Here is a 17595-nt window from a genome sequence, read left to right as displayed (position 1 = left end):
CGCCGCCGACGATATCCAAGGAAATCCATGCCCGCGCTGAACCTCGACACCGATGCGGATCGGATCGCCGAGCGCCTCGCCGATCCCGGCACGTTGCTCGTCGCCTGCCTGTGCGCCGAGTGGTGCGGCACGTGCCGCGACTACCGGACGGCCTTCGACCAGCTCGCCGACGCGCATCCGGACGCCTGCTTCGCCTGGATCGACATCGAAACGCATGCCGACCAGCTCGACGATCTCGACGTCGAGAACTTCCCGACGATCCTGATCGAAGATACCCACACCGCACGTTTCTTCGGCACGGTGCTGCCGCATGCGGCAATCGTCGAGCGGATGCTGTCCGACCTGAGTGCGGTACCCGGTGCGCCGCACGCACCGAAATTGCGCAACGTCCTGACCGTCGAAGCCTGAATTCACGAGCCGGCCCGGTGGTTTTGCGCCCGTTTGCGCGCGCCGCCGCGCCGGGCGCTTGCCGCCGTTGCGGGCCCCCTCTATGATGAGCCGCTTTTTGCACGCCGAGCCGCCGTCGCGTCGGCGTGTGCTATAAAGCGGTCGTTAAAGGGACCCACAACCGGCGAACCCGGTCTACCAACACACACCTGTCATGTCCAAAGCACTGATCATTGCGGAAAAGCCTTCTGTCGCGAACGACATCGCACGCGCTTTGGGCGGCTTTACCAAGCATGACGAGTATTACGAGAGCGACGATTTCGTCCTTTCGTCCGCTGTCGGCCACTTGCTGGAAATCGCCGCCCCGGAAGAGTACGAGGTCAAGCGCGGGAAATGGAGCTTCGCGCATCTGCCCGTCATCCCCCCGCATTTCGACCTCAACCCGATCGCAAAAAGCGAGTCGCGCCTCAAGGTGCTCACGAAGCTGATGAAGCGCAAGGACGTCGACCGCCTGATCAACGCATGTGACGCGGGGCGCGAGGGCGAACTGATTTTCCGTCTGATCGCGCAGCACGCGAAGGCGAAGCAGCCGGTCCAGCGCCTGTGGCTGCAGTCGATGACCCCGCAGGCGATCCGCGACGGCTTCGCGAACCTGCGCAGCGACACCGACATGCAACCCCTCGCCGACGCCGCACGCTGCCGCTCGGAAGCCGACTGGCTCGTCGGGATCAACGGCACCCGCGCGATGACCGCGTTCAACAGCAAGGGCGGCGGCTTCTTCCTGACGACAGTTGGCCGCGTTCAGACGCCAACGCTGTCGATCGTCGTCGAACGCGAAGAGAAAATCCGCCGCTTCATCCCGCGCGACTACTGGGAAGTGAAGGCGGAATTCGCGTGCGCGGGCGGCTTCTACGAAGGCAAGTGGTTCGACCCGAAATTCAAGCGCGATGAATTCGATCCGGAAAAGCGCGACTCCCGCCTGTGGAGCCTGCCGGCCGCCGAAACGATCGTCGCCGCGTGCCGCGACCAGGTCGGCACGGTCTCGGAGGAATCGAAGCCGTCGACACAACTGTCGCCGCTGCTGTTCGACCTGACGAGCCTGCAGCGCGAAGCGAACAGCCGTTTTGGCTTCTCCGCGAAGAACACGCTCGGTCTCGCGCAGGCGCTGTATGAAAAGCACAAGGTGCTGACCTACCCGCGTACCGACGCCCGCGCGCTGCCGGAAGACTACCTGTCGACGGTCCAGTCCACGCTCGAGATGCTCAAGGAGAGCCACAACTACCTGCCGCATGCGAAGCAGGTGCTCGACAAGGGCTGGGTGAAGCCGAACAAGCGCATCTTCGACAACTCGAAGATCAGCGACCACTTCGCAATCATCCCGACGCTGCAGGCACCGAAGTCGCTGTCCGAGCCGGAGCAGAAGCTGTACGACATGGTCGTGAAGCGCTTCCTCGCCGTGTTCTTCCCGGCCGCCGAATTCCGTGTCACGACGCGGATCACCGAAGTCGCCGGCCATCACTTCAAGACCGAAGGCAAAGTGCTCGTCGAGCCGGGCTGGCTGCAGGTGTACGGTCGCGACGCCGAAGGCGCGGATGCGAACCTCGTGCCGGTGCAGAAGGACGAGAAGGTGAAGACGGACGAAATCGCCGCCGTCGCGCTCGTCACGAAGCCGCCCGCACGCTATTCGGAAGCGACGCTGCTGTCCGCGATGGAAGGCGCGGGCAAGCTCGTCGAGGACGACGAACTGCGCGAAGCCATGGCCGCGAAGGGCCTCGGCACGCCGGCCACGCGTGCGGCGATCATCGAAGGCCTGCTCGGCGAAAAGTACCTCGTGCGTGAAGGCCGCGAACTGATCCCGACCGCGAAGGCGTTCCAGCTGATGACGCTGCTGCGCGGGCTCGGCGTGAAGGAACTGACCGCGCCGGAGCTCACCGGCGAATGGGAATACAAGCTGTCGCAGATGGAGCGCGGCAACCTCGGGCGCGACGCCTTCATGCAGGAAATCGCCCGCATGACGCAGCAGATCGTCAAGCGCGCGAAGGAATACGATTCCGACACGATCCCCGGCGATTACGCGACGCTCGAGACGCCGTGTCCGAACTGCGGCGGCCAGGTGAAGGAAAACTACCGCCGCTTCGCGTGCACGAAGTGCGAGTTCTCGATCTCGAAGATCCCGGGCAGCCGACAGTTCGAGATCGCGGAAGTCGAGGAGCTGCTGCGGGAAAAGACGATCGGTCCGCTTTCCGGATTCCGCAGCAAGATGGGCCGCCCGTTCTCGGCGATCCTGAAGCTCTCGTTCGACGACGAGACGAAGAACTACAAGCTCGAGTTCGATTTCGGCCAGGATACGGGCGGCGAGGAAGGCGAGGCGCCCGACTTCTCCACGCAGGAGCCGGTCGGCGCGTGCCCGAAGTGCAAGGGCCGCGTGTTCGAGCACGGGATGAGCTACGTGTGCGAGCACTCGGTGGCCAACCCGAAGACGTGCGACTTCCGCTCGGGCAAGGTGATCCTGCAGCAGGAAATCACGCGCGAGCAGATGGGCAAGCTGTTGGCCGACGGCCGCACGGATCTGCTGCCGAACTTCAAGTCGTCGCGCACCGGCCGCAACTTCAAGGCGTTCCTCGTGAAGCAGCCGGACGGCAAGATCGGCTTCGAGTTCGAGAAGAAGGAACCGAAGGCTGCCGCCGCGAAGAAGACTGCGAAATCGGCGACGAAGGATGCCGAAACCGTGACGGAAGGTGCTGAAGAGAAACCGGCACCGGCTCGCAAGACCGCCGCGAAGACTGCAGCCGCGAAGACTGCAGCCACCAAGACGGCGGCTCGCAAGACGACGGCCCGCAAGACGGGCTCGTAACAGCCTGGACGCCGGGACGGGCTTTCTCCCGGCGCGTCCTGCTTCGGCAGGCAGCTATAAAAAAACGCGGATCGACTGCTCGATCCGCGTTTTTTCTTTGTGCCGGCGGTAACCGACGCCCGGTCGCCCGGGCCGTCGCGCCGTTACAGCGGCGACGGCGCCGCGACGCGCGTGCGCGGCGAACGCGGCAGGCGCGGCGACAGGTTCGGGTCGGCCGATTCCGGTTGCTCGGCACGCGTCTCGACACCGATCGGCGCGAGCGCGGAGCTCTGCGCGGCCCACTGCTCACCCATCGTCGCGTCGGTCGCGTGGCTGAAATGCTCGACGAGGTGGTCGATGAACGTGCGCACCTTCGCGGGCAGATGGCGCCGGCTCGGGTAAGCGATGTTGATCTCGACCTGCGGCAGCCGGAAATCCGGCAGCAACCGCACGAGCGCACCGCGCGCGATGTCGCTGCCGATCAGGTAACTCGGCAGGATCGCGACACCCATCCCGAGCAGCGCGAACTGGCGCAGCATCGCGGTGTTGTTCGCGACGATCACGTTGGTCGGGCGCACACGCACCTCGCCGTCCTGCCCCGTGAACACACGCTCGTCGCCCCAGTATTCGGTCGGCAGGCTCAGGCTCGGATGCTCGGCGAGATGCTCCGGATGGGTCGGCACGCCGTGCTTCTCCAGATAGCTCGGCGTCGCGCACACGGTCATGCAGCCGGTGGTCAGGCGCCGCGTGACGATGCTCGCGCTGCGCATCTGGCGCGTGACGACGATGCCGACATCGAAACCTTCCTCGACCAGATCGACCTGCCGGTCGACCAGCGTGAGATCCGGCACCACTTTCGGGAAATTCTCCGTGTACGACTGCAACACGGGCGCGAGGTTATGCAGGCCGAACACGACCGGCGCGACGATGCGCAGCGTGCCGACCGGCTCGTGATTGCGCGCGACGACCATCTGCTCGACATCTTCCAGCTCATCGAGGATCTGGCGGGCACGCTCCAGATAGACCTGGCCTGACTCCGTCAGGGAAAGGCTGCGCGTGGTGCGGTTCAGCAAACGCGTGCCGAGCCTGCCCTCCAGATCGGCGACGTGACGCGTCGCGACCGCGTTGGAGATATCCATTGCACTCGCGGCCCGCGCGAAACTGCCGAGATCTGCAACCTTGACGAACACGCGCATCGACTGCAAATGATCCATAAACGACTCCTGCCGCTGTTACAACTTCAAAAAGATGAAGCAAATGCGTAATTCTCCTACGACAGCGGAAATGATGCAGAGTTGCTCAACAAGGCCCCGGTTGACGATAAAAATAGTCAAAAATCCTCGCCCTCTGCGGATAGTTGATCCAATTATTCCGATTGGGACAACAATTGGGTGAACCTCGTCGTGTAAGCGGCCGAATCAGGAAGGACGTATTTGATGCGACACAACAGCGCACCCTTCTGCCCGTCGCGCGAGCGGCGTCGGGGCAGGCTGCCGCCAATTGCGGCGGAGCGTAACAACCTGTTAAAAAGACACCACGAAGGCGGCTGACATAGCATCATGTCGGCCCCGGCCGGGCGGGACGGGTGCGCGAGGTGCGCCGCCGCCACCGCCGCTTTCAACGCGCGACACCCGCTCATCATGAAAATTGCCATCCTCGACGACTACCAGGACGCCGTCCGCAAGCTGAACTGCTTCGAGATGCTTGCCGGCCACGACGTGAAGGTCTTCAACAATACGGTGCGCGGATTGGGACAACTCGCCAGCCGTCTGGCGGAAGTCGAGGCGCTCGTGCTGATTCGCGAACGGACCCCGATTTCGTCGCAACTGCTCGCGAAGCTGCCGAACCTGCGCATGATCAGCCAGACCGGCCGCGTGTCGAGCCACATCGATCTCGAAGCCTGTACCGACCGCGGCATCGCGGTGCTCGAAGGCACGGGCTCGCCGGTCGCCCCTGCCGAGCTGACCTGGGCGCTCGTGATGGCCGCCCAGCGCCGCATTCCTCAGTACGTCGCGAACCTGAAGCAGGGCGCCTGGCAGCAGTCGGGCCTGAAGACGTCGGCCATGCCGCCGAACTTCGGCCTCGGCCAGGTGCTGCGCGGCCAGACGCTCGGCATCTGGGGCTACGGCAAGATCGGCCGGCTCGTCGCCGGCTACGGCAAGGCGTTCGGGATGAACGTGCTGATCTGGGGCCGCGAGCATTCGCTCGAGGCCGCGCGCGCCGACGGCTATACGGCCGCCGAAAGCCGCGAAGCGCTGTTCGAGCAGAGCGACGTGCTGTCGCTGCACCTGCGCATGCATGACGACACGCGCGGGATCGTGAAGCAGGAAGACCTGATGCGGATGAAGCCGACGTCGCTGCTCGTCAACACGAGCCGCGCCGAACTGCTCGAGGAAAACGCACTGGTCAACGCACTGTCGCACAACCGTCCGGGGATGGTCGCGATCGACGTGTTCGAGAGCGAGCCGATCCTGCAGGGCTACAGCCTGCTGCGAATGGAAAACGTGATCTGCACGCCGCACATCGGCTATGTCGAGCGCGAAAGCTACGAGCTCTACTTCAGCGCGGCGTTCCGCAACATCCTCGCGTTCGACGACGGCGACATGTCGAGCGTTGCCAACCCGGAAGCGCTGACGCCGATCCGCAAGCGCTGACCGCGCGGGCTGCGCACGCCGCAGCCCCGCTCCTCCATTCCCGATCGTCAGGCGGCCACGCGGCCGCCCGTCATCGCGTCGACGCGCGTGAGGAAATGCTCGCCGTCGCGCCGACCGAGATCGTACGCATGCCGCATCTGCGACGGGCTCGTGTAATCCCAACTCGAAATCGGCACCTTGCTCGAAGGCTGGACGTACAGCCGGCGCTGCTCGCCATGCGCGACCGTGAACATCTGCGGGCGCGGATACAGCCGCGTGACGAGCACCAGCACGTCGCCCGGCGTCGGGTCGAGCGCGTCGACCGGCACGTTGTCGACCATCCCGCCGTCAAGCACCGGCCGGCCGCCGCGGCGCAGCACCGGCGTGAACGGCGGCGTGCAGGACGACTGCAGGATCAGGTCGGCGAGTTCCTCGACTTGCGTGCAGGCCTGCGCACGCACGAATTCGGGCCGAAAGCCGAGCGTGCGCCCGAGCGTCGGGTGCAGCGTCTTGCGCACGTACTTCTCGATGTTGTACGCGACGAGACCGGCGGCAACTGCGCTGCGCGCACCGAGCCAGCGCGGCACATGCGACACGCCGATGCGGATCTCTGGCGCCGCGGCAAGCTTCGCGAACGGTTCGCCGTAGATGTCGAGCAGCGCCTGACGATAAATCCGGTAATGCGGAAACACGGGCTCGCGCCCGAACAGGTTGCCCCAGTACGCGTTCTTCCGGTTGTGGCGCAGCGCCTCTTCGTAATAGCGCATTACCCAGGCGGCGTCGCGTGTATACAGCATGCAGGCGGTTGCCGCGCCGGCCGAGATACCGGTGATCACGCGCGGGCGCAGGCCGAGCGCCGGCTGTGCGACGTCCCAGAAGCCGGCCTGCCACCAGCAGCGATTGCCGCCGCCCGCAAAGACGATCTGGTCGAACATCGCGCCGCTCAGCTGACGAGCGCGTAGGTCGACGTCGCGTGAACGGCCATCTTGCCGTCTTCGTCGAACAGCTCGACTTCGCCGAATACGAGATTGCGGCCCATCCGCAGCACGCGCGCGGTGACGAGCACGTCGCCCTTGCGCACGGGACGCATGAAGTTCGTGTTCAACGACACGGTCGTCATCGGCCGGAACTCGCCGAGCGCGGCCGAGATCGCGACCACCATCGCAGTATCGGCGGCCGCCGTGAACACCTGGCCGCAGATCACACCGCCCGAATGGCGGAATTCACCGGAAAACGGCAGGCGCAGCGTGACGCTGTCGTCGCCGATCGACACGGGGACCAGACCGAGCGAGCGGACCCAGGGGGCCAGCAGGCGATCCAGCAATTCGCGGACTGCGTTTTCGTCCATCTTCGAAAGCCCAGAAAGCGTTGCGCGACCGCCGCGCAACACGTGTGGCGTCATCATACCGGGAGCACGAAAACTGCGATCGCTCGTTATCGGGCCGGCAGCCACCGTTGTCGTGACGAAATATTCTCAGGAAATTTGCAGAAAGGACTTGCCAAGCCTGAAATGCTCGTGCATAATCTTTCTTCTGTTGGGGGCGTTAGCTCAGTTGGTAGAGCAGCGGACTCTTAATCCGTAGGTCGAGTGTTCGAGTCACTCACGCCCCACCAGGAATTTCAAATGCCGGTCAGCGCAAGCTGACCGGCATTTTCCGTTTACGCCGCTTTCCTGCCGTTGTTCATTTACGCCGCCTCGCTTCGCGTTGCGCGCCTCTCGCGGTACGCGAGCGCACCCATCTTCCGCATCGTTTCCGCTAGAATCGTCCGACAAATATCACACGACCGGCGCAGGCACTGTCGTTCGCCCGCCGGCACTGAGAGAGCATGGGACGTCAGACATGGAAGCATGTGAACGGGACGCGACCATTCAGAGGGCCTGGTTGCGCCGATATCGGCCGGTTCGGCGGGTCACGCCATCCCCCCGATCAAGCCGGAATCCGCAGTGCGAAGCACGAAGAACCGGATCCGGTCATGCCGGGTAGGGACGCACTCGTCGCGATGGCGCTCGGCGTCGTGCTGCTGGTCCTGGCCGGCATGCTCGCCGTGACGGCCGGGCAGGCGACCGGCCAGCTGGTCCGCGCACCGGGCACGGTCGTGCGCATCGTGCAGGACAGCGACGCGATGCGCGCATACCGGCCGATCGTCGCGTACCTCGCGAACGACGGCCAGCGCCGCGAAGTGGCCGGCAATACCGCATCGACCGTCCCCGCCTACGACATCGGCGAGAACGTCGAGGTATGGCTCGACCCCGGCCACCCCGAACGCCCCGCGCTGATCGACGATTTCGCGCAACGCTGGTTTCCGGCGATCGTGCCGGCGCTGCTCGCCATCGCGTCGTTCGCGATCGGCGGCCTGCTGATCGCCGGTGAGCGCCGCCGCCGGTCGTCCGCCCCGCCGCCGGCCCGCCGCGCCCGCAAGCACGTGCGCAGCCGCTGGGATATCGCGATCGTGCTGATTCCGATCGCGATCGGCACGGGCTTCATCGCCGGCGCCGGCGCGGCCGGCCTGCGCCAGTGGCAGGTCATCCACCACTATGCGCGTTCCACCGGCCATGTCGTCGAGATCGCGAAAAACGCGCACTCGCCCCGCGCGCGCACGTCGCTGTATTCGGCGATCGTCGCGTTCACGACCGACAGCGGACGCCAGATCAAGTTCGCGCAGGGTTCGGCGTCGTCGCATCCGGGACTGCACGAAGGCGAAGCGGTCAACGTGCTGTACGACCCCGTCACACCCGAGCGCGCGGTGGTCGACCGCTTCTGGGATCACTGGGGCCTCACGGCCATCCTGTTCGCGATCGGCGCGCCGTTCCTCGCGGCCGGGCTGTTCATCGCCGCGACGCTGTGGCCGGAACATCCGCCGCACGAAGCCGCGCCATGACGTTCGCGTGCCGGCCGCGCACCGCGCGGCACGACGACCGGCTCGGCGTGCACGTCACCGCTCCCTGAACGCCTCCACTTTCGCGCGGTTCCCGCAGGTGCGCATGTCGCACCAGCGCCGCCCGACGCCGCGCCCGCGATCGACGAAGAACCACGTGCAACGGCCGCACTGGCGCACGCGCGCAAAATCGTCGCTGCGCAGCAGATGCTCGAACCCGAGTGCGGCCGCGTCGACCCAGCGCGACGCGACGCGCGCGTCGGGCCGCCACGCGAACCGGCCGTCGACCGCATCGAACGCGCTGCGCCCGATCGCCTCGCGGATCGCAACGGCGAGCCGGCCCGCCGCGCGCGCGCCGGCAGTGCCGCCACTGCCGGCCGTCAGGTGTGCGATCGCGCCGTAAGCCTCCTCGCGAAAGCGATGCAGCGCGACCAGTGCGTCGGCGTCGTCCTGCCGCGCATGACGCAGAAGCCGCGCCAGATCGGCCGGCGCCAGCAACCCCGATCGCTCCGCCCACGCATGCACGGCCGGCCAGTCGACGAACTTGTCCGCGTCGCGCGTCTTGCCCGTGTCGGCCACCGTGTTGAGGAAGTCGAGCGCCGGATGGCCGCCGACAAAATCGGCTGCCCCCCATTCATGCGCATGTCGCACGGGTTCGTGTCGAGTAACCATTTATTTTCACCTATCGGTTTCACACCCGGACGATCCGGAGTAACCTGTTAACAACCAAAACAGGTTAGCACGGAGATGCCGATGCTCGAACTCGCCAACCGCTTCATTTTCGAAGGCCACCGGATTGCCTGGGGAACGTTCGGCGAAGGCCCGCCGCTCGTGCTCGTGCACGGCACGCCGTTTTCGTCGCAGGTGTGGCGGCGGATCGCACCGTGGCTCGCGCGCCGTCATCGCGTGTTCTTCTACGACCTGCTCGGCTACGGTCAATCCGACATGCCGGATGCGGACGTGTCGCTCGGCCGCCAGAACGCGCTGTTCGGCGCGATGCTCGACGCGTGGAAGATTTCGCGACCGCGCGTGCTCGCGCACGACTACGGCGGCGCCACCGTGCTGCGCGCGCACTTCCTCGACGGCGTCGCCTATGCGGATCTCACGCTCGTGAACCCGGTCGCGATTGCGCCGCAAGGTTCGCCGTTCGTGCGCCACGTCGCGCAGCACGAAGCCGCCTTCACCGGATTGCCCGCGTATGCGCATCACGCACTCGTGTCGGCCTATCTCGGCAACGCCGTCGCCCGGCCGCTGAGCGACGAGGCGCTGTCGATCTACCGCGCGCCGTGGCTCACGCCCGCCGGCCAGGCCGCGTTCTATCGCCAGATCGCGCAGATGCGCCAGCACTACATCGAGGAAGCCGAGGCCCGTTATGCGCCACCGGACTTTCCGGTGCGCATCGTGTGGGGCGAGGACGACGCGTGGATTCCGCTCGAACAGGGGCAGGCGCTGGCCGATCGCATCGCCGGCGGCCAGCTGATCAGGGTGCCGCGCGCGGGCCACCTGGTGCAGGAAGATGCGCCGGAAGCGATCGTCGCGGCGGTGCTCGACCGGCCAGGGAAAGGTTGACGCCGCCTGTACCGCGTGTCGCTTGTCGCGTGCCGCGTCAGAACACCGGCACGCCCTGCGCGAGCGTCGAGATGAACTTCGCGGTGCGCGGATCGCGCGGGCCGCCGAACAGGTCGCGCGATGCACCGGCCTCGACCACGCGCCCTTCCGCGAGAAACACCGCGTCGTGCGCGATCGACGCGGCCAGGCGCAGGTCGTGCGTCGCCATCAGCATCGTCGTGCCTTCGCGCGCGAGCTGGCGCAGCACCTCGACGACTTCGACGGACAGCTCCGGATCGAGTGCCGACGTCGGCTCGTCGCACAGCAGCACCTGCGGCGACGGTGCAAGCGCACGTGCGATCGCGACGCGTTGCTGCTGGCCGCCCGACAGCGTGCCGGGCCACGCGTCGGCCTTGTTCGCGATACCGACCTTCTCGAGCAGCGCGAGCGCGCGTTCGCGGGCCCGTTCGCGCGGCCAGCGCTGCACGGTGACGAGCCCTTCCATCACGTTCTGCACGACGCTCAGGTGCGGAAACAGCTGAAAGTTCTGGAACACCATGCCGGTCTGGCGGCGCACCGCGAACACGGCGTCGCGCGCCGGCCGGTGCGTCGGCGAGAAGTCGATGCGGGCGTCGCCGACCGTCAGCGCACCTGCCTCGGGTACTTCGAGCAGGTTCACGCAACGCAGCAGCGTGCTCTTGCCACTGCCGGACGGCCCGATCAGCGCCGTCACGCTGCCGGGCTGCAAGGCGAGGTCGATCCCGTGCAACACGCGCTGCGTGCCGAACGACTTGTCGATGCGTTCGAGCCGGATCATCGCAACTCCGCCTGGAACAGCGCGTGACGGCCGAAGCGGGTTTCGAGGCGACGCTGCAGCGTGGACAGCACCGAACTGAGCAGCAGATAGATCAGCGCGGCTTCCGTATAGAGGATCATCGGTTCGTAGGTCACGGCCGCGATCCGCTGAGCGGCCTGGAAGATCTCCGGCACGGTCAGCACGGCCGCGAGCGACGTGTCCTTCACCAGCGAAATGAACGAATTCGACAAAGCCGGCAGCGCGACGCGCGCGGCCTGCGGCAGGATCGCGCGGCGCAGCGCCTGCGGGCGCGTCATCGCCATCGAGTACGCGGCCTCCCACTGCCCCTTCGGAATCGATTCGATCACGCCGCGGATCACCTCCGCGTTGTACGCGCCGACGTTCAGCGAGAAGCCGATCACGGCGGCCGTCAGCGGATCGAGCACGATGCCGACGCTCGGCAGGCCGTAGAAGATCACGAACAGCTGCACGAGCAGCGGCGAGCCGCGAAACAGCCAGATGTAGAACCGCACGGCGGCCTGCGCCCAGCGCGGCCCGAACAGCCGCACGAGCGCCGCGCCGAACGCGAGCAGCAGACCGATCGCGAACGACGCGAGCGTGAGCGGAACCGTGAACACGAGCCCCGCGACGAGCAGGGGCTTAAGCGATTCCGCCATCAGGTGAAGCCAGGCCGGCATCGTTCAGCCTCGCGTCACGGCTGCGACACGTCGCGGCCGAAATACTTCTGCGAGATCTTCGCGTAGGTGCCGTCGGCCTTGATGTCCGCGAGCGCCTTGTCGATCGCGGCCACCAGCGCGGGGCTGCCCTTGCGCAGCAGCACGCCCGATGCATCGCTGGCGCCGCCCGCGTCGGTCGCCGCGATCTTCAGTTTCGCGTCCGGCTTGTGCTTGCGGAAATCGAGGTACGACAGCGAATCGTTGATCGTCGCGTCGACGCGCCCCGAGCTCAGCAGGTCGATCGATTCGTTGAAGCCCTGCACCGGCACGACGTCCGCGCCATGCGCGGCCGCGAGCTTGCCGAAATTGCTGGTGAGCGTGTTCGCGGACTTCTTGCCCTTCAGGTCGTCGAACGAGCGGATCGTCGTGTTGTCCGCGCGCACGATCAGCACCGCGCGCGACGTGATGTACGGCGTGGAGAAATCGTATTTCGCCTTGCGTGCGTCGGTGATCGACACTTCGTTGACGACCGCGTCGTAGCGGTTCACGTCGAGGCCCGCGATCAACCCGTCCCACTTGCCTTCGACGAACTGCGGCTTCACGCCGAGACGCTGCGCGATCGCGGTCGCGATGTCGACGTCGAAGCCCGTCAGCTTGCCGGTCTCGTCGTGGTACGTGAACGGCGCGTACGTCCCTTCGGTACCGACCCGGAACACGCCGGACGACTTGATCTGGGACAGGTCGTCGGCAGCCAGTGCGCTCGTGACCGAAACGGCCTGCAGCATGGCGACGACCAGGATGGAGCGAAGGATTTTCATGGTGCGGACCCCGAATGATTGGAGGGAATGATCCCGCGGCACGCGCGTGCCGTTCGAGAAGTCCGCGAATTCTACCGACGCGTCGAGGCACGGCAAAAACGCAAATCGGCTATCGATATGAGCCGATCGAATAACGCGTCGATCAATGCGCCGCTCAACGCACCGATCGACGCGCGCACCGGCCGCGAAACCGGTGCGCGCGGCTTACACACCGCTTACCACGGCAGCGAATACGTCTTCGTGTTCGTGAAGCTCTTCATCGCTTCCTGCACGCCTTCCTTGTATCCCAGCCCCGAATCCTTCACGCCGCCGAACGGCGTCAGTTCGAGCCGGTAGCCCGGCACTTCACGCACGTTCACGCTGCCGACTTCCAGTTCGGTGATGAAGCGCGTGATGTGATCGAAGCGGTTCGTGCACACCGACGACGACAGCGCATAGTCGGTGCTGTTCGACATCCGGATCGCTTCGTCGATGTCGCGGAAACGCATGATCGGCGACACGGGCCCGAAGGTTTCGTATTTCACGAGCGGCATGTCGGGCGTCACGCGATCGATCACCGTCGGCGAATACAGCGCGCCGTCGCGAACGTTGCCGACCAGCAGCCGCGCCCCGCGCGCGATCGCGTCGTTCACCTGCTGCTCGCAGAACTTCGCGGCCGCTTCGTCGATCACCGTGCCCATGTCCACCGACGGATCGGCCGGATTGCCGTACGACCACGCACGCGTTTTTTCGACGACCAGCCCGGTGAAGCGATCGGCCACCGACTCGTGCACGAGCATCCGCTTGATCGCCGTGCAGCGCTGCCCCGAGTTCCTGTACGAACCCGACACCGCTAGCGTGCTCGCTTCGTCGAGATCGGCGTCTTCCATCACGATGATCGGATCGTTGCCGCCGAGTTCGAGCACCGCGCGCCGGTAGCCCATCCGCGCCGCGATCGACTTGCCGATCGATACGCCGCCCGTGAACGTGATGAGGTCGATCGCCGGGTTCGTGATCAGTTCGTCGGCGATCTCCTTGGGGTCGCCGGTGATCACCTGCAGCATCTGCGGCGGCAGGCCGGCTTCGTACAGGATGTCCGCGAACAGGTAGCACGACAGCGGCACCTTCTCGGACGGCTTCACGACGATCCGGTTGTTGGTCGCGACGGACGGCACGATCTTGTGCGCGACCTGGTTCATCGGGTGGTTGAACGGCGTGATCGCCGAAATCACGCCGAGCAGCGGATCGCGCTGCGTGTACACGCGACGCTTCTTGCCGTGCGGGGTCAGGTCGCACGAGAAGATCTGCCCGTCGTCCTTCAGCACTTCGCCGGCGCCGAACGTCAGCACGTCGGCCACGCGGCCCGCCTCGTACGTCGAATCCTTGATGCACAACCCGGCCTCGGCGGTGATCAGCGCCGCGATCTCGGCGGTGCGCGCACGCACGATGTCGGCCGCGCGGCGCAGGATCGCCGCGCGATCGTGGCGCGTGAGCGCCGGCCGGTATGCACGCGCGGCCGCGAACGCGCGCCGCACGTCGTCGAGCGTCGCCTTCGGCACGGTGCCGACCAGCGCACCGTCGTACGGGTTGCGCACTTCGATCACCGCGTCCCGATGAATCCGTTCGCCGTCGATTCGCAGTGCTTCGCGACGAATCTCGCGGACGTCCGTCGATGCTGCAATGGCGTTCATGAGTGTGTCCCCTTGCGGATGCGTACGCATCACTGCAGATGGTTGAGCGCGATGTCGATGATGTCGAAGTTGCGCAGCCGCGCGCGGCCCGTGACGTCGCCGGCGACCGGCTTGCTGAAGATCAGCGGCACGATCTGCTCGGAGATCCCGCCGTGCGAACGCAGCGGCACGTCGAGGCCCGACAGGTCGTGCTTGATGCGGCGCGTGCCGAGCACGACGTCCTGCTTCGAGATCACGATCAGGTCGCCCATGCGCGCGGGCGGCAGCTCGAAGCGCGCGCAGCCCTCGGCGCCCGTCAGCACGACCTCGATGCCGTCGACCGCGGCGAGCCGCGCGCGCAGCGCCTCGGCATCGGCCGACGCCGGCACGTAGACGGTCGCGAACGAGCCGAGCGCGCCGTGGTGCACGACGTACGGATCGGTGATCGGCAGGATCACGCGCGCCGCGTCATGACCGAGCCACTCGTCGAACAGCTCCTGCAGGTAGATCACGTTCGGCTCGCCGGTTTCGTCGTCGTGCTTCGCGTTCATCCCGTGGTCGGCCGTGATCGCGACGATCGCGCCGAGTTCGTCGAGGCGCTGCAGGTACGTGTCCATCATCGCGTAGAACGCGTTTGCGCCTTCCGTGCCGGGCGCGCACTTGTGCTGCACGTAGTCGGTGGTCGACAGGTACATCAGGTCGATCGGGCGCGTCTCGAGCAGGCGCACGCCGGCCGCGAACACGAATTCCGACAGGTCCGCGCTGTACACGCTCGGCACGGGCTTGCCGACCAGCTCGAGCACGTTGTCGATGCCGTTTTCCTCGATGGTCGCCTCGTCGGCCTTTTCCGACGAGAAGCAGATGCCCTTCAGCCCCTTGCCGAGGAGGCGGCGCAGCTTGTCCTTCGCGGTGACGACCGCGACGCGCGCCCCCTGCTCGGCGAAGGTCGCGAGCACGGTGGGGGCGACCAGGTACTTCGGATCGTTCATCAGCACCTCGGCGCCGGTGTCGCGATCGTAGAAATAGTTGCCGCTTATCCCGTGCACCGCCGGCGGCACGCCCGTCACGATCGACAGGTTGTTCGGGTTCGTGAAGCTCGGCACCACGCACTCGCCCTTGAGCGCCGTGCCCGGTTTCAGCAGCGTGCGCAGGAACGGCGCGACGCCGGCCCCGGCGGCTTCCTCCAGGTATTCGTATGCGCAGCCGTCGACACAGACGACCACCACCGGCCGGCTCATCCAGTTGTAGCGACGGCCGTTCACTTCCACGGATACAGGCGTTTCAGTCACGACGTTCATTCCTTTCAGTTCGAAGGGTAGAGCCGTCGGCGCCCACGTCGCGCCGAAGGGAGGTGCTTTCCATGCTCGACATTAAAATTGATGATCTGTTGATTGTCAACAACATGCAGACGACAGAAAGCAAAACAACGAAGCGGCAAGAGGGCTGGCCTCCAGTCATCCGCCGTGTGCCGCGGCGCCACTGTCAAGGGGTCTGAAGATGAACGAAGTGCCGGTAAACAGGCGTTTGGATGCATGGCCGGCGGGCGCGGCCCGTCTCGCGCTGGCCACGCTGATGTCGCTGTTCCTGCTCCTGCCGCTCGCGCTCGTCGTGCAGAAATGCTTCGTCGATGCCGACGGCCGATTCGTCGGCGCGCACAATTTCGTCGATTACCTCGAGGACGGCGGCGTGCTGCGCTCGATGCTGCATTCGCTGACGGTCGGCGCGCTCGTCATGATGATCGTCGTGCCGATGGCGTTCATGTTCACGTTCGCGTATGCGCTGACGCGCTCGTACATGCCGCTGAAGAACGCCGCGCGCCCGATCGCACTCTTGCCGCTGCTCGCGCCGACGCTGTTGTCCGCGACGTTGTTCATCTATCGGTTCGGCAACGCGGGGCTGCTGAAGCCGCTGCTGCACGGCCATTCGATCTACGGGCTGCCGGGCATCGTGCTGAGCAGGGTGTCCGCGTCATTCCCGCACGTGCTGATGATCCTCGTCACCGCGCTGTCGCTGGCCGACGGCCGGCTCTACGAGGCCGCCGACGCGATGGGCACGCGCCGCCTGCGCCACTCGAAACGCCTGATTGGAATCCGACGATATCCCAAAAAATGATGCGCCTTCTGTTATTCGCCGCACTCACCATGACGATCGGTGCGTGCTCGAAATATAAAGACGAGAAGTGGACAGCGCTTCAGAACATGCCTGCGTTTGCCGAGCCAAACGACGATAGAACCCAGCCGATCTTTACGGTCAGGAAAGGTGAATCCTGTATTCCATTGACGGATCGTGTTGCCAAAATTTACGCATACACACAAGTGCACTGCGAATCCGGCACGGGCTGGGTTCTGGACGATGCCTTTGATAAACGACGCGGCAAATGATCGCCTGCCGGCGATCCTTGCATTCAGCCCGCGCGCCCTCGATTTCGACCGGAGCTACGCCTGTCCGATGCGGCAAGCAAGCCAGCCGAAACTCGCCATGCAAGAACGGAAGGCGGTGAGCGCCCGGTCAACGCTCTTTCGTCATCAATGTGCGATGACGCGCACCGCCCCCACTCACGCGCCGGCCTTCTCCCGCGCCGCCTTGCCCGTCGCGGGCAGCCCCTGCTCGTGCGTACGGCGCATCCGCGCAAGGCCATGCGAAACGTGCTCGCGCACCAGCGCGACCGCCTGCTCCTCGTCGCCCCGCGCGAGCGCCTGCACGATCTTGTCGTGCTCGGCGGCGGACACCGCGATCGCGTCTTCCTCGGCCTCGATCGCGGCCTGGCGCAGCAGCCCGAGCTGGCGCACCAGCCGGCGGTAGGTATCGGTGAGATGCGTATTGCCGACGCCGACGACCATCGCGTCGTGGAACTGCACGTTCAGCTCCGTATAGCGCGTGACGTCGTGGGACTTCGCGGCGTCCTTCATCGACTGGATGATGCCCTTCAGCACCTTCAGCGTGTCGGGCGAGATGCGCTTCGCGAGCGCGCGCGCGACCGACTCGTCGAGCATCGCGCGCACTTCGTAGATCTCCTCGGCCTCGCGCAGCGGCACGACGCGCACCGTCACGCCGCGGTTCTTCTCGTTACGCAGCAGGCCGGCCTGTTCGAGCGCCCGGAACGCTTCGCGCACGGGGCCGCGCGACACGTTCAGCCGGGTCGCAATCTCGACTTCGTTGAGCTTCTCGCCAGGTGCGTATTCGCCGGAGACGATCGCGCGCTCGAGCATGTCCTGGACGATCATCGCGAGCGACTGGCTTTGCAGGAGTTCGATGGCGCTGAGCGCGTTCGGGGCTGTCATGGTCGGGCAGGCAGCAAGGCTGCGGTAGGGAACGAGGGCGCCATATCGGCGAATGATCCTTGTATATCCTCGGCCCGACACATTGTCAACAGTTTT

The 17595-nt window shown here is 65.8% G+C and carries 17 protein-coding genes, 1 tRNA gene and 1 pseudogene; 9 read left to right on the top strand and 10 right to left on the bottom strand.

The window, feature by feature from the left end; translation table 11 throughout:
• Positions 1-27: 27 nt before the first annotated feature.
• Both E9536_RS39115 and E9536_RS39110 read left to right on the top strand, forming a co-directional pair.
• On the top strand, positions 28-408 hold the full coding sequence (locus E9536_RS39115) for a thioredoxin family protein (protein ID WP_021159864.1): 381 nt from the start codon (positions 28-30) through the stop codon (positions 406-408).
• 193 nt (positions 409-601) lie between these two features.
• Positions 602-3241 (top strand): DNA topoisomerase III, encoded by a 2640-nt coding sequence (locus E9536_RS39110; RefSeq protein WP_136472892.1) that lies wholly within the window; start codon positions 602-604, stop codon positions 3239-3241.
• Between the two features lie 143 nt (positions 3242-3384).
• Here the strand turns inward: E9536_RS39110 and E9536_RS39105 are convergent, their stop codons facing one another.
• The gene (locus E9536_RS39105) at positions 3385-4434 is read right to left on the bottom strand and encodes a LysR family transcriptional regulator (protein WP_027788845.1); all 1050 of its coding nucleotides are present in this window, start codon (positions 4432-4434) and stop codon (positions 3385-3387) included.
• A gap of 426 nt (positions 4435-4860) precedes the next feature.
• Here E9536_RS39105 and E9536_RS39100 point away from each other — a divergent pair, with 426 nt between their 5' ends.
• Positions 4861-5874: a D-2-hydroxyacid dehydrogenase family protein gene (locus tag E9536_RS39100; RefSeq protein ID WP_027788844.1), complete on the top strand. Its 1014-nt coding sequence runs from the start codon at positions 4861-4863 to the stop codon at positions 5872-5874.
• A 47-nt stretch (positions 5875-5921) separates the two neighbouring features.
• Here the strand turns inward: E9536_RS39100 and E9536_RS39095 are convergent, their stop codons facing one another.
• Together E9536_RS39095 and E9536_RS39090 are read right to left on the bottom strand one after the other, a co-directional pair.
• Positions 5922-6788 carry a patatin-like phospholipase family protein gene (locus E9536_RS39095; RefSeq protein ID WP_021159859.1) on the bottom strand — a complete coding sequence of 289 codons (867 nt, stop codon included), beginning with the start codon at positions 6786-6788 and terminating at the stop codon, positions 5922-5924.
• 8 nt (positions 6789-6796) lie between these two features.
• Positions 6797-7201 carry a PaaI family thioesterase gene (locus tag E9536_RS39090; RefSeq protein WP_027785770.1) on the bottom strand — a complete coding sequence of 135 codons (405 nt, stop codon included), beginning with the start codon at positions 7199-7201 and terminating at the stop codon, positions 6797-6799.
• 190 nt (positions 7202-7391) lie between these two features.
• On the opposite strand from E9536_RS39090, the gene E9536_RS39085 reads away from it, so the two are divergent.
• Together E9536_RS39085 and E9536_RS39080 are read left to right on the top strand one after the other, a co-directional pair.
• Positions 7392-7467: transfer RNA gene (locus E9536_RS39085), tRNA-Lys, on the top strand.
• A gap of 360 nt (positions 7468-7827) precedes the next feature.
• A complete protein-coding gene (locus tag E9536_RS39080) occupies positions 7828-8733 on the top strand; it encodes a DUF3592 domain-containing protein (RefSeq protein ID WP_226113447.1) in 906 nt (301 codons plus the stop codon).
• 54 nt (positions 8734-8787) lie between these two features.
• Here E9536_RS39080 and E9536_RS39075 read toward each other — a convergent pair whose 3' ends face one another.
• Positions 8788-9402, bottom strand: coding sequence for a CGNR zinc finger domain-containing protein (locus tag E9536_RS39075; protein ID WP_059700503.1), 615 nt, complete (start codon positions 9400-9402; stop codon positions 8788-8790).
• Between the two features lie 81 nt (positions 9403-9483).
• On the opposite strand from E9536_RS39075, the gene E9536_RS39070 reads away from it, so the two are divergent.
• The gene (locus tag E9536_RS39070; protein ID WP_136472890.1) at positions 9484-10299 is read left to right on the top strand and encodes an alpha/beta fold hydrolase; all 816 of its coding nucleotides are present in this window, start codon (positions 9484-9486) and stop codon (positions 10297-10299) included.
• 37 nt (positions 10300-10336) lie between these two features.
• Here the strand turns inward: E9536_RS39070 and E9536_RS39065 are convergent, their stop codons facing one another.
• The 5 genes from E9536_RS39065 to phnA all read right to left on the bottom strand — a co-directional run bounded on the left by E9536_RS39065 (position 10337) and on the right by phnA (position 15516).
• A complete protein-coding gene (locus tag E9536_RS39065; RefSeq protein WP_059700505.1) occupies positions 10337-11095 on the bottom strand; it encodes an amino acid ABC transporter ATP-binding protein in 759 nt (252 codons plus the stop codon).
• Positions 11092-11772, bottom strand: a complete 681-nt coding sequence (locus tag E9536_RS39060; RefSeq protein ID WP_027788824.1) for an amino acid ABC transporter permease — start codon at positions 11770-11772, stop codon at positions 11092-11094. Before E9536_RS39060 ends, E9536_RS39065 begins: the two co-directional genes overlap by 4 nt.
• Before the next feature lie 14 nt (positions 11773-11786).
• Entirely contained in the window at positions 11787-12569 is a 783-nt protein-coding gene (locus E9536_RS39055) for an amino acid ABC transporter substrate-binding protein (protein WP_048025642.1), read from the bottom strand.
• Positions 12570-12784: 215 nt separating this feature from the next.
• Positions 12785-14239, bottom strand: coding sequence for a phosphonoacetaldehyde dehydrogenase (phnY, locus tag E9536_RS39050; RefSeq protein ID WP_136472887.1), 1455 nt, complete (start codon positions 14237-14239; stop codon positions 12785-12787).
• 29 nt (positions 14240-14268) lie between these two features.
• Positions 14269-15516 carry a phosphonoacetate hydrolase gene (phnA, locus tag E9536_RS39045; RefSeq protein WP_136472885.1) on the bottom strand — a complete coding sequence of 416 codons (1248 nt, stop codon included), beginning with the start codon at positions 15514-15516 and terminating at the stop codon, positions 14269-14271.
• 62 nt (positions 15517-15578) lie between these two features.
• Here phnA and E9536_RS42610 point away from each other — a divergent pair, with 62 nt between their 5' ends.
• From E9536_RS42610 to E9536_RS39035, 3 genes and pseudogenes are all read left to right on the top strand, one after another.
• A complete protein-coding gene (locus tag E9536_RS42610) occupies positions 15579-15713 on the top strand; it encodes a hypothetical protein (RefSeq protein WP_269139823.1) in 135 nt (44 codons plus the stop codon).
• 53 nt (positions 15714-15766) lie between these two features.
• Positions 15767-16285 (top strand): annotated as a pseudogene (locus E9536_RS39040) (putative 2-aminoethylphosphonate ABC transporter permease subunit); the annotation flags it as partial.
• Positions 16286-16326: 41 nt separating this feature from the next.
• Positions 16327-16599, top strand: coding sequence for a hypothetical protein (locus tag E9536_RS39035; protein WP_136472883.1), 273 nt, complete (start codon positions 16327-16329; stop codon positions 16597-16599).
• Between the two features lie 174 nt (positions 16600-16773).
• Here E9536_RS39035 and E9536_RS39030 read toward each other — a convergent pair whose 3' ends face one another.
• Positions 16774-17499, bottom strand: coding sequence for a phosphonate utilization associated transcriptional regulator (locus E9536_RS39030; RefSeq protein WP_027788819.1), 726 nt, complete (start codon positions 17497-17499; stop codon positions 16774-16776).
• Positions 17500-17595 lie beyond the last annotated feature (96 nt).

Source organism: Burkholderia sp. LS-044, assembly GCF_004803625.1.
In the GTDB taxonomy this organism is placed as follows: Bacteria; Pseudomonadota; Gammaproteobacteria; order Burkholderiales; family Burkholderiaceae; genus Burkholderia; species Burkholderia cepacia.
This window is presented reverse-complemented; position numbering and strand designations above follow the sequence as displayed.

Excerpts from the sequence above, each read along its gene's own strand:
- E9536_RS39115 (WP_021159864.1), top strand. The coding sequence starts at position 28 with ATGCCCGCGCTGAACCTCGACACCGATGCGGATCGGATCGCCGAGCGC.
- E9536_RS39110 (WP_136472892.1), top strand. The coding sequence starts at position 602 with ATGTCCAAAGCACTGATCATTGCGGAAAAGCCTTCTGTCGCGAACGAC.
- E9536_RS39105 (WP_027788845.1), bottom strand. The coding sequence starts at position 4,434 with ATGGATCATTTGCAGTCGATGCGCGTGTTCGTCAAGGTTGCAGATCTC.
- E9536_RS39100 (WP_027788844.1), top strand. The coding sequence starts at position 4,861 with ATGAAAATTGCCATCCTCGACGACTACCAGGACGCCGTCCGCAAGCTG.
- E9536_RS39095 (WP_021159859.1), bottom strand. The coding sequence starts at position 6,788 with ATGTTCGACCAGATCGTCTTTGCGGGCGGCGGCAATCGCTGCTGGTGG.
- E9536_RS39090 (WP_027785770.1), bottom strand. The coding sequence starts at position 7,201 with ATGGACGAAAACGCAGTCCGCGAATTGCTGGATCGCCTGCTGGCCCCC.
- E9536_RS39080 (WP_226113447.1), top strand. The coding sequence starts at position 7,828 with ATGCCGGGTAGGGACGCACTCGTCGCGATGGCGCTCGGCGTCGTGCTG.
- E9536_RS39075 (WP_059700503.1), bottom strand. The coding sequence starts at position 9,402 with ATGGTTACTCGACACGAACCCGTGCGACATGCGCATGAATGGGGGGCA.
- E9536_RS39070 (WP_136472890.1), top strand. The coding sequence starts at position 9,484 with ATGCTCGAACTCGCCAACCGCTTCATTTTCGAAGGCCACCGGATTGCC.
- E9536_RS39065 (WP_059700505.1), bottom strand. The coding sequence starts at position 11,095 with ATGATCCGGCTCGAACGCATCGACAAGTCGTTCGGCACGCAGCGCGTG.
- E9536_RS39060 (WP_027788824.1), bottom strand. The coding sequence starts at position 11,772 with ATGCCGGCCTGGCTTCACCTGATGGCGGAATCGCTTAAGCCCCTGCTC.
- E9536_RS39055 (WP_048025642.1), bottom strand. The coding sequence starts at position 12,569 with ATGAAAATCCTTCGCTCCATCCTGGTCGTCGCCATGCTGCAGGCCGTT.
- phnY (WP_136472887.1), bottom strand. The coding sequence starts at position 14,239 with ATGAACGCCATTGCAGCATCGACGGACGTCCGCGAGATTCGTCGCGAA.
- phnA (WP_136472885.1), bottom strand. The coding sequence starts at position 15,516 with ATGAACGTCGTGACTGAAACGCCTGTATCCGTGGAAGTGAACGGCCGT.
- E9536_RS42610 (WP_269139823.1), top strand. The coding sequence starts at position 15,579 with ATGCTCGACATTAAAATTGATGATCTGTTGATTGTCAACAACATGCAG.
- E9536_RS39035 (WP_136472883.1), top strand. The coding sequence starts at position 16,327 with ATGATGCGCCTTCTGTTATTCGCCGCACTCACCATGACGATCGGTGCG.
- E9536_RS39030 (WP_027788819.1), bottom strand. The coding sequence starts at position 17,499 with ATGACAGCCCCGAACGCGCTCAGCGCCATCGAACTCCTGCAAAGCCAG.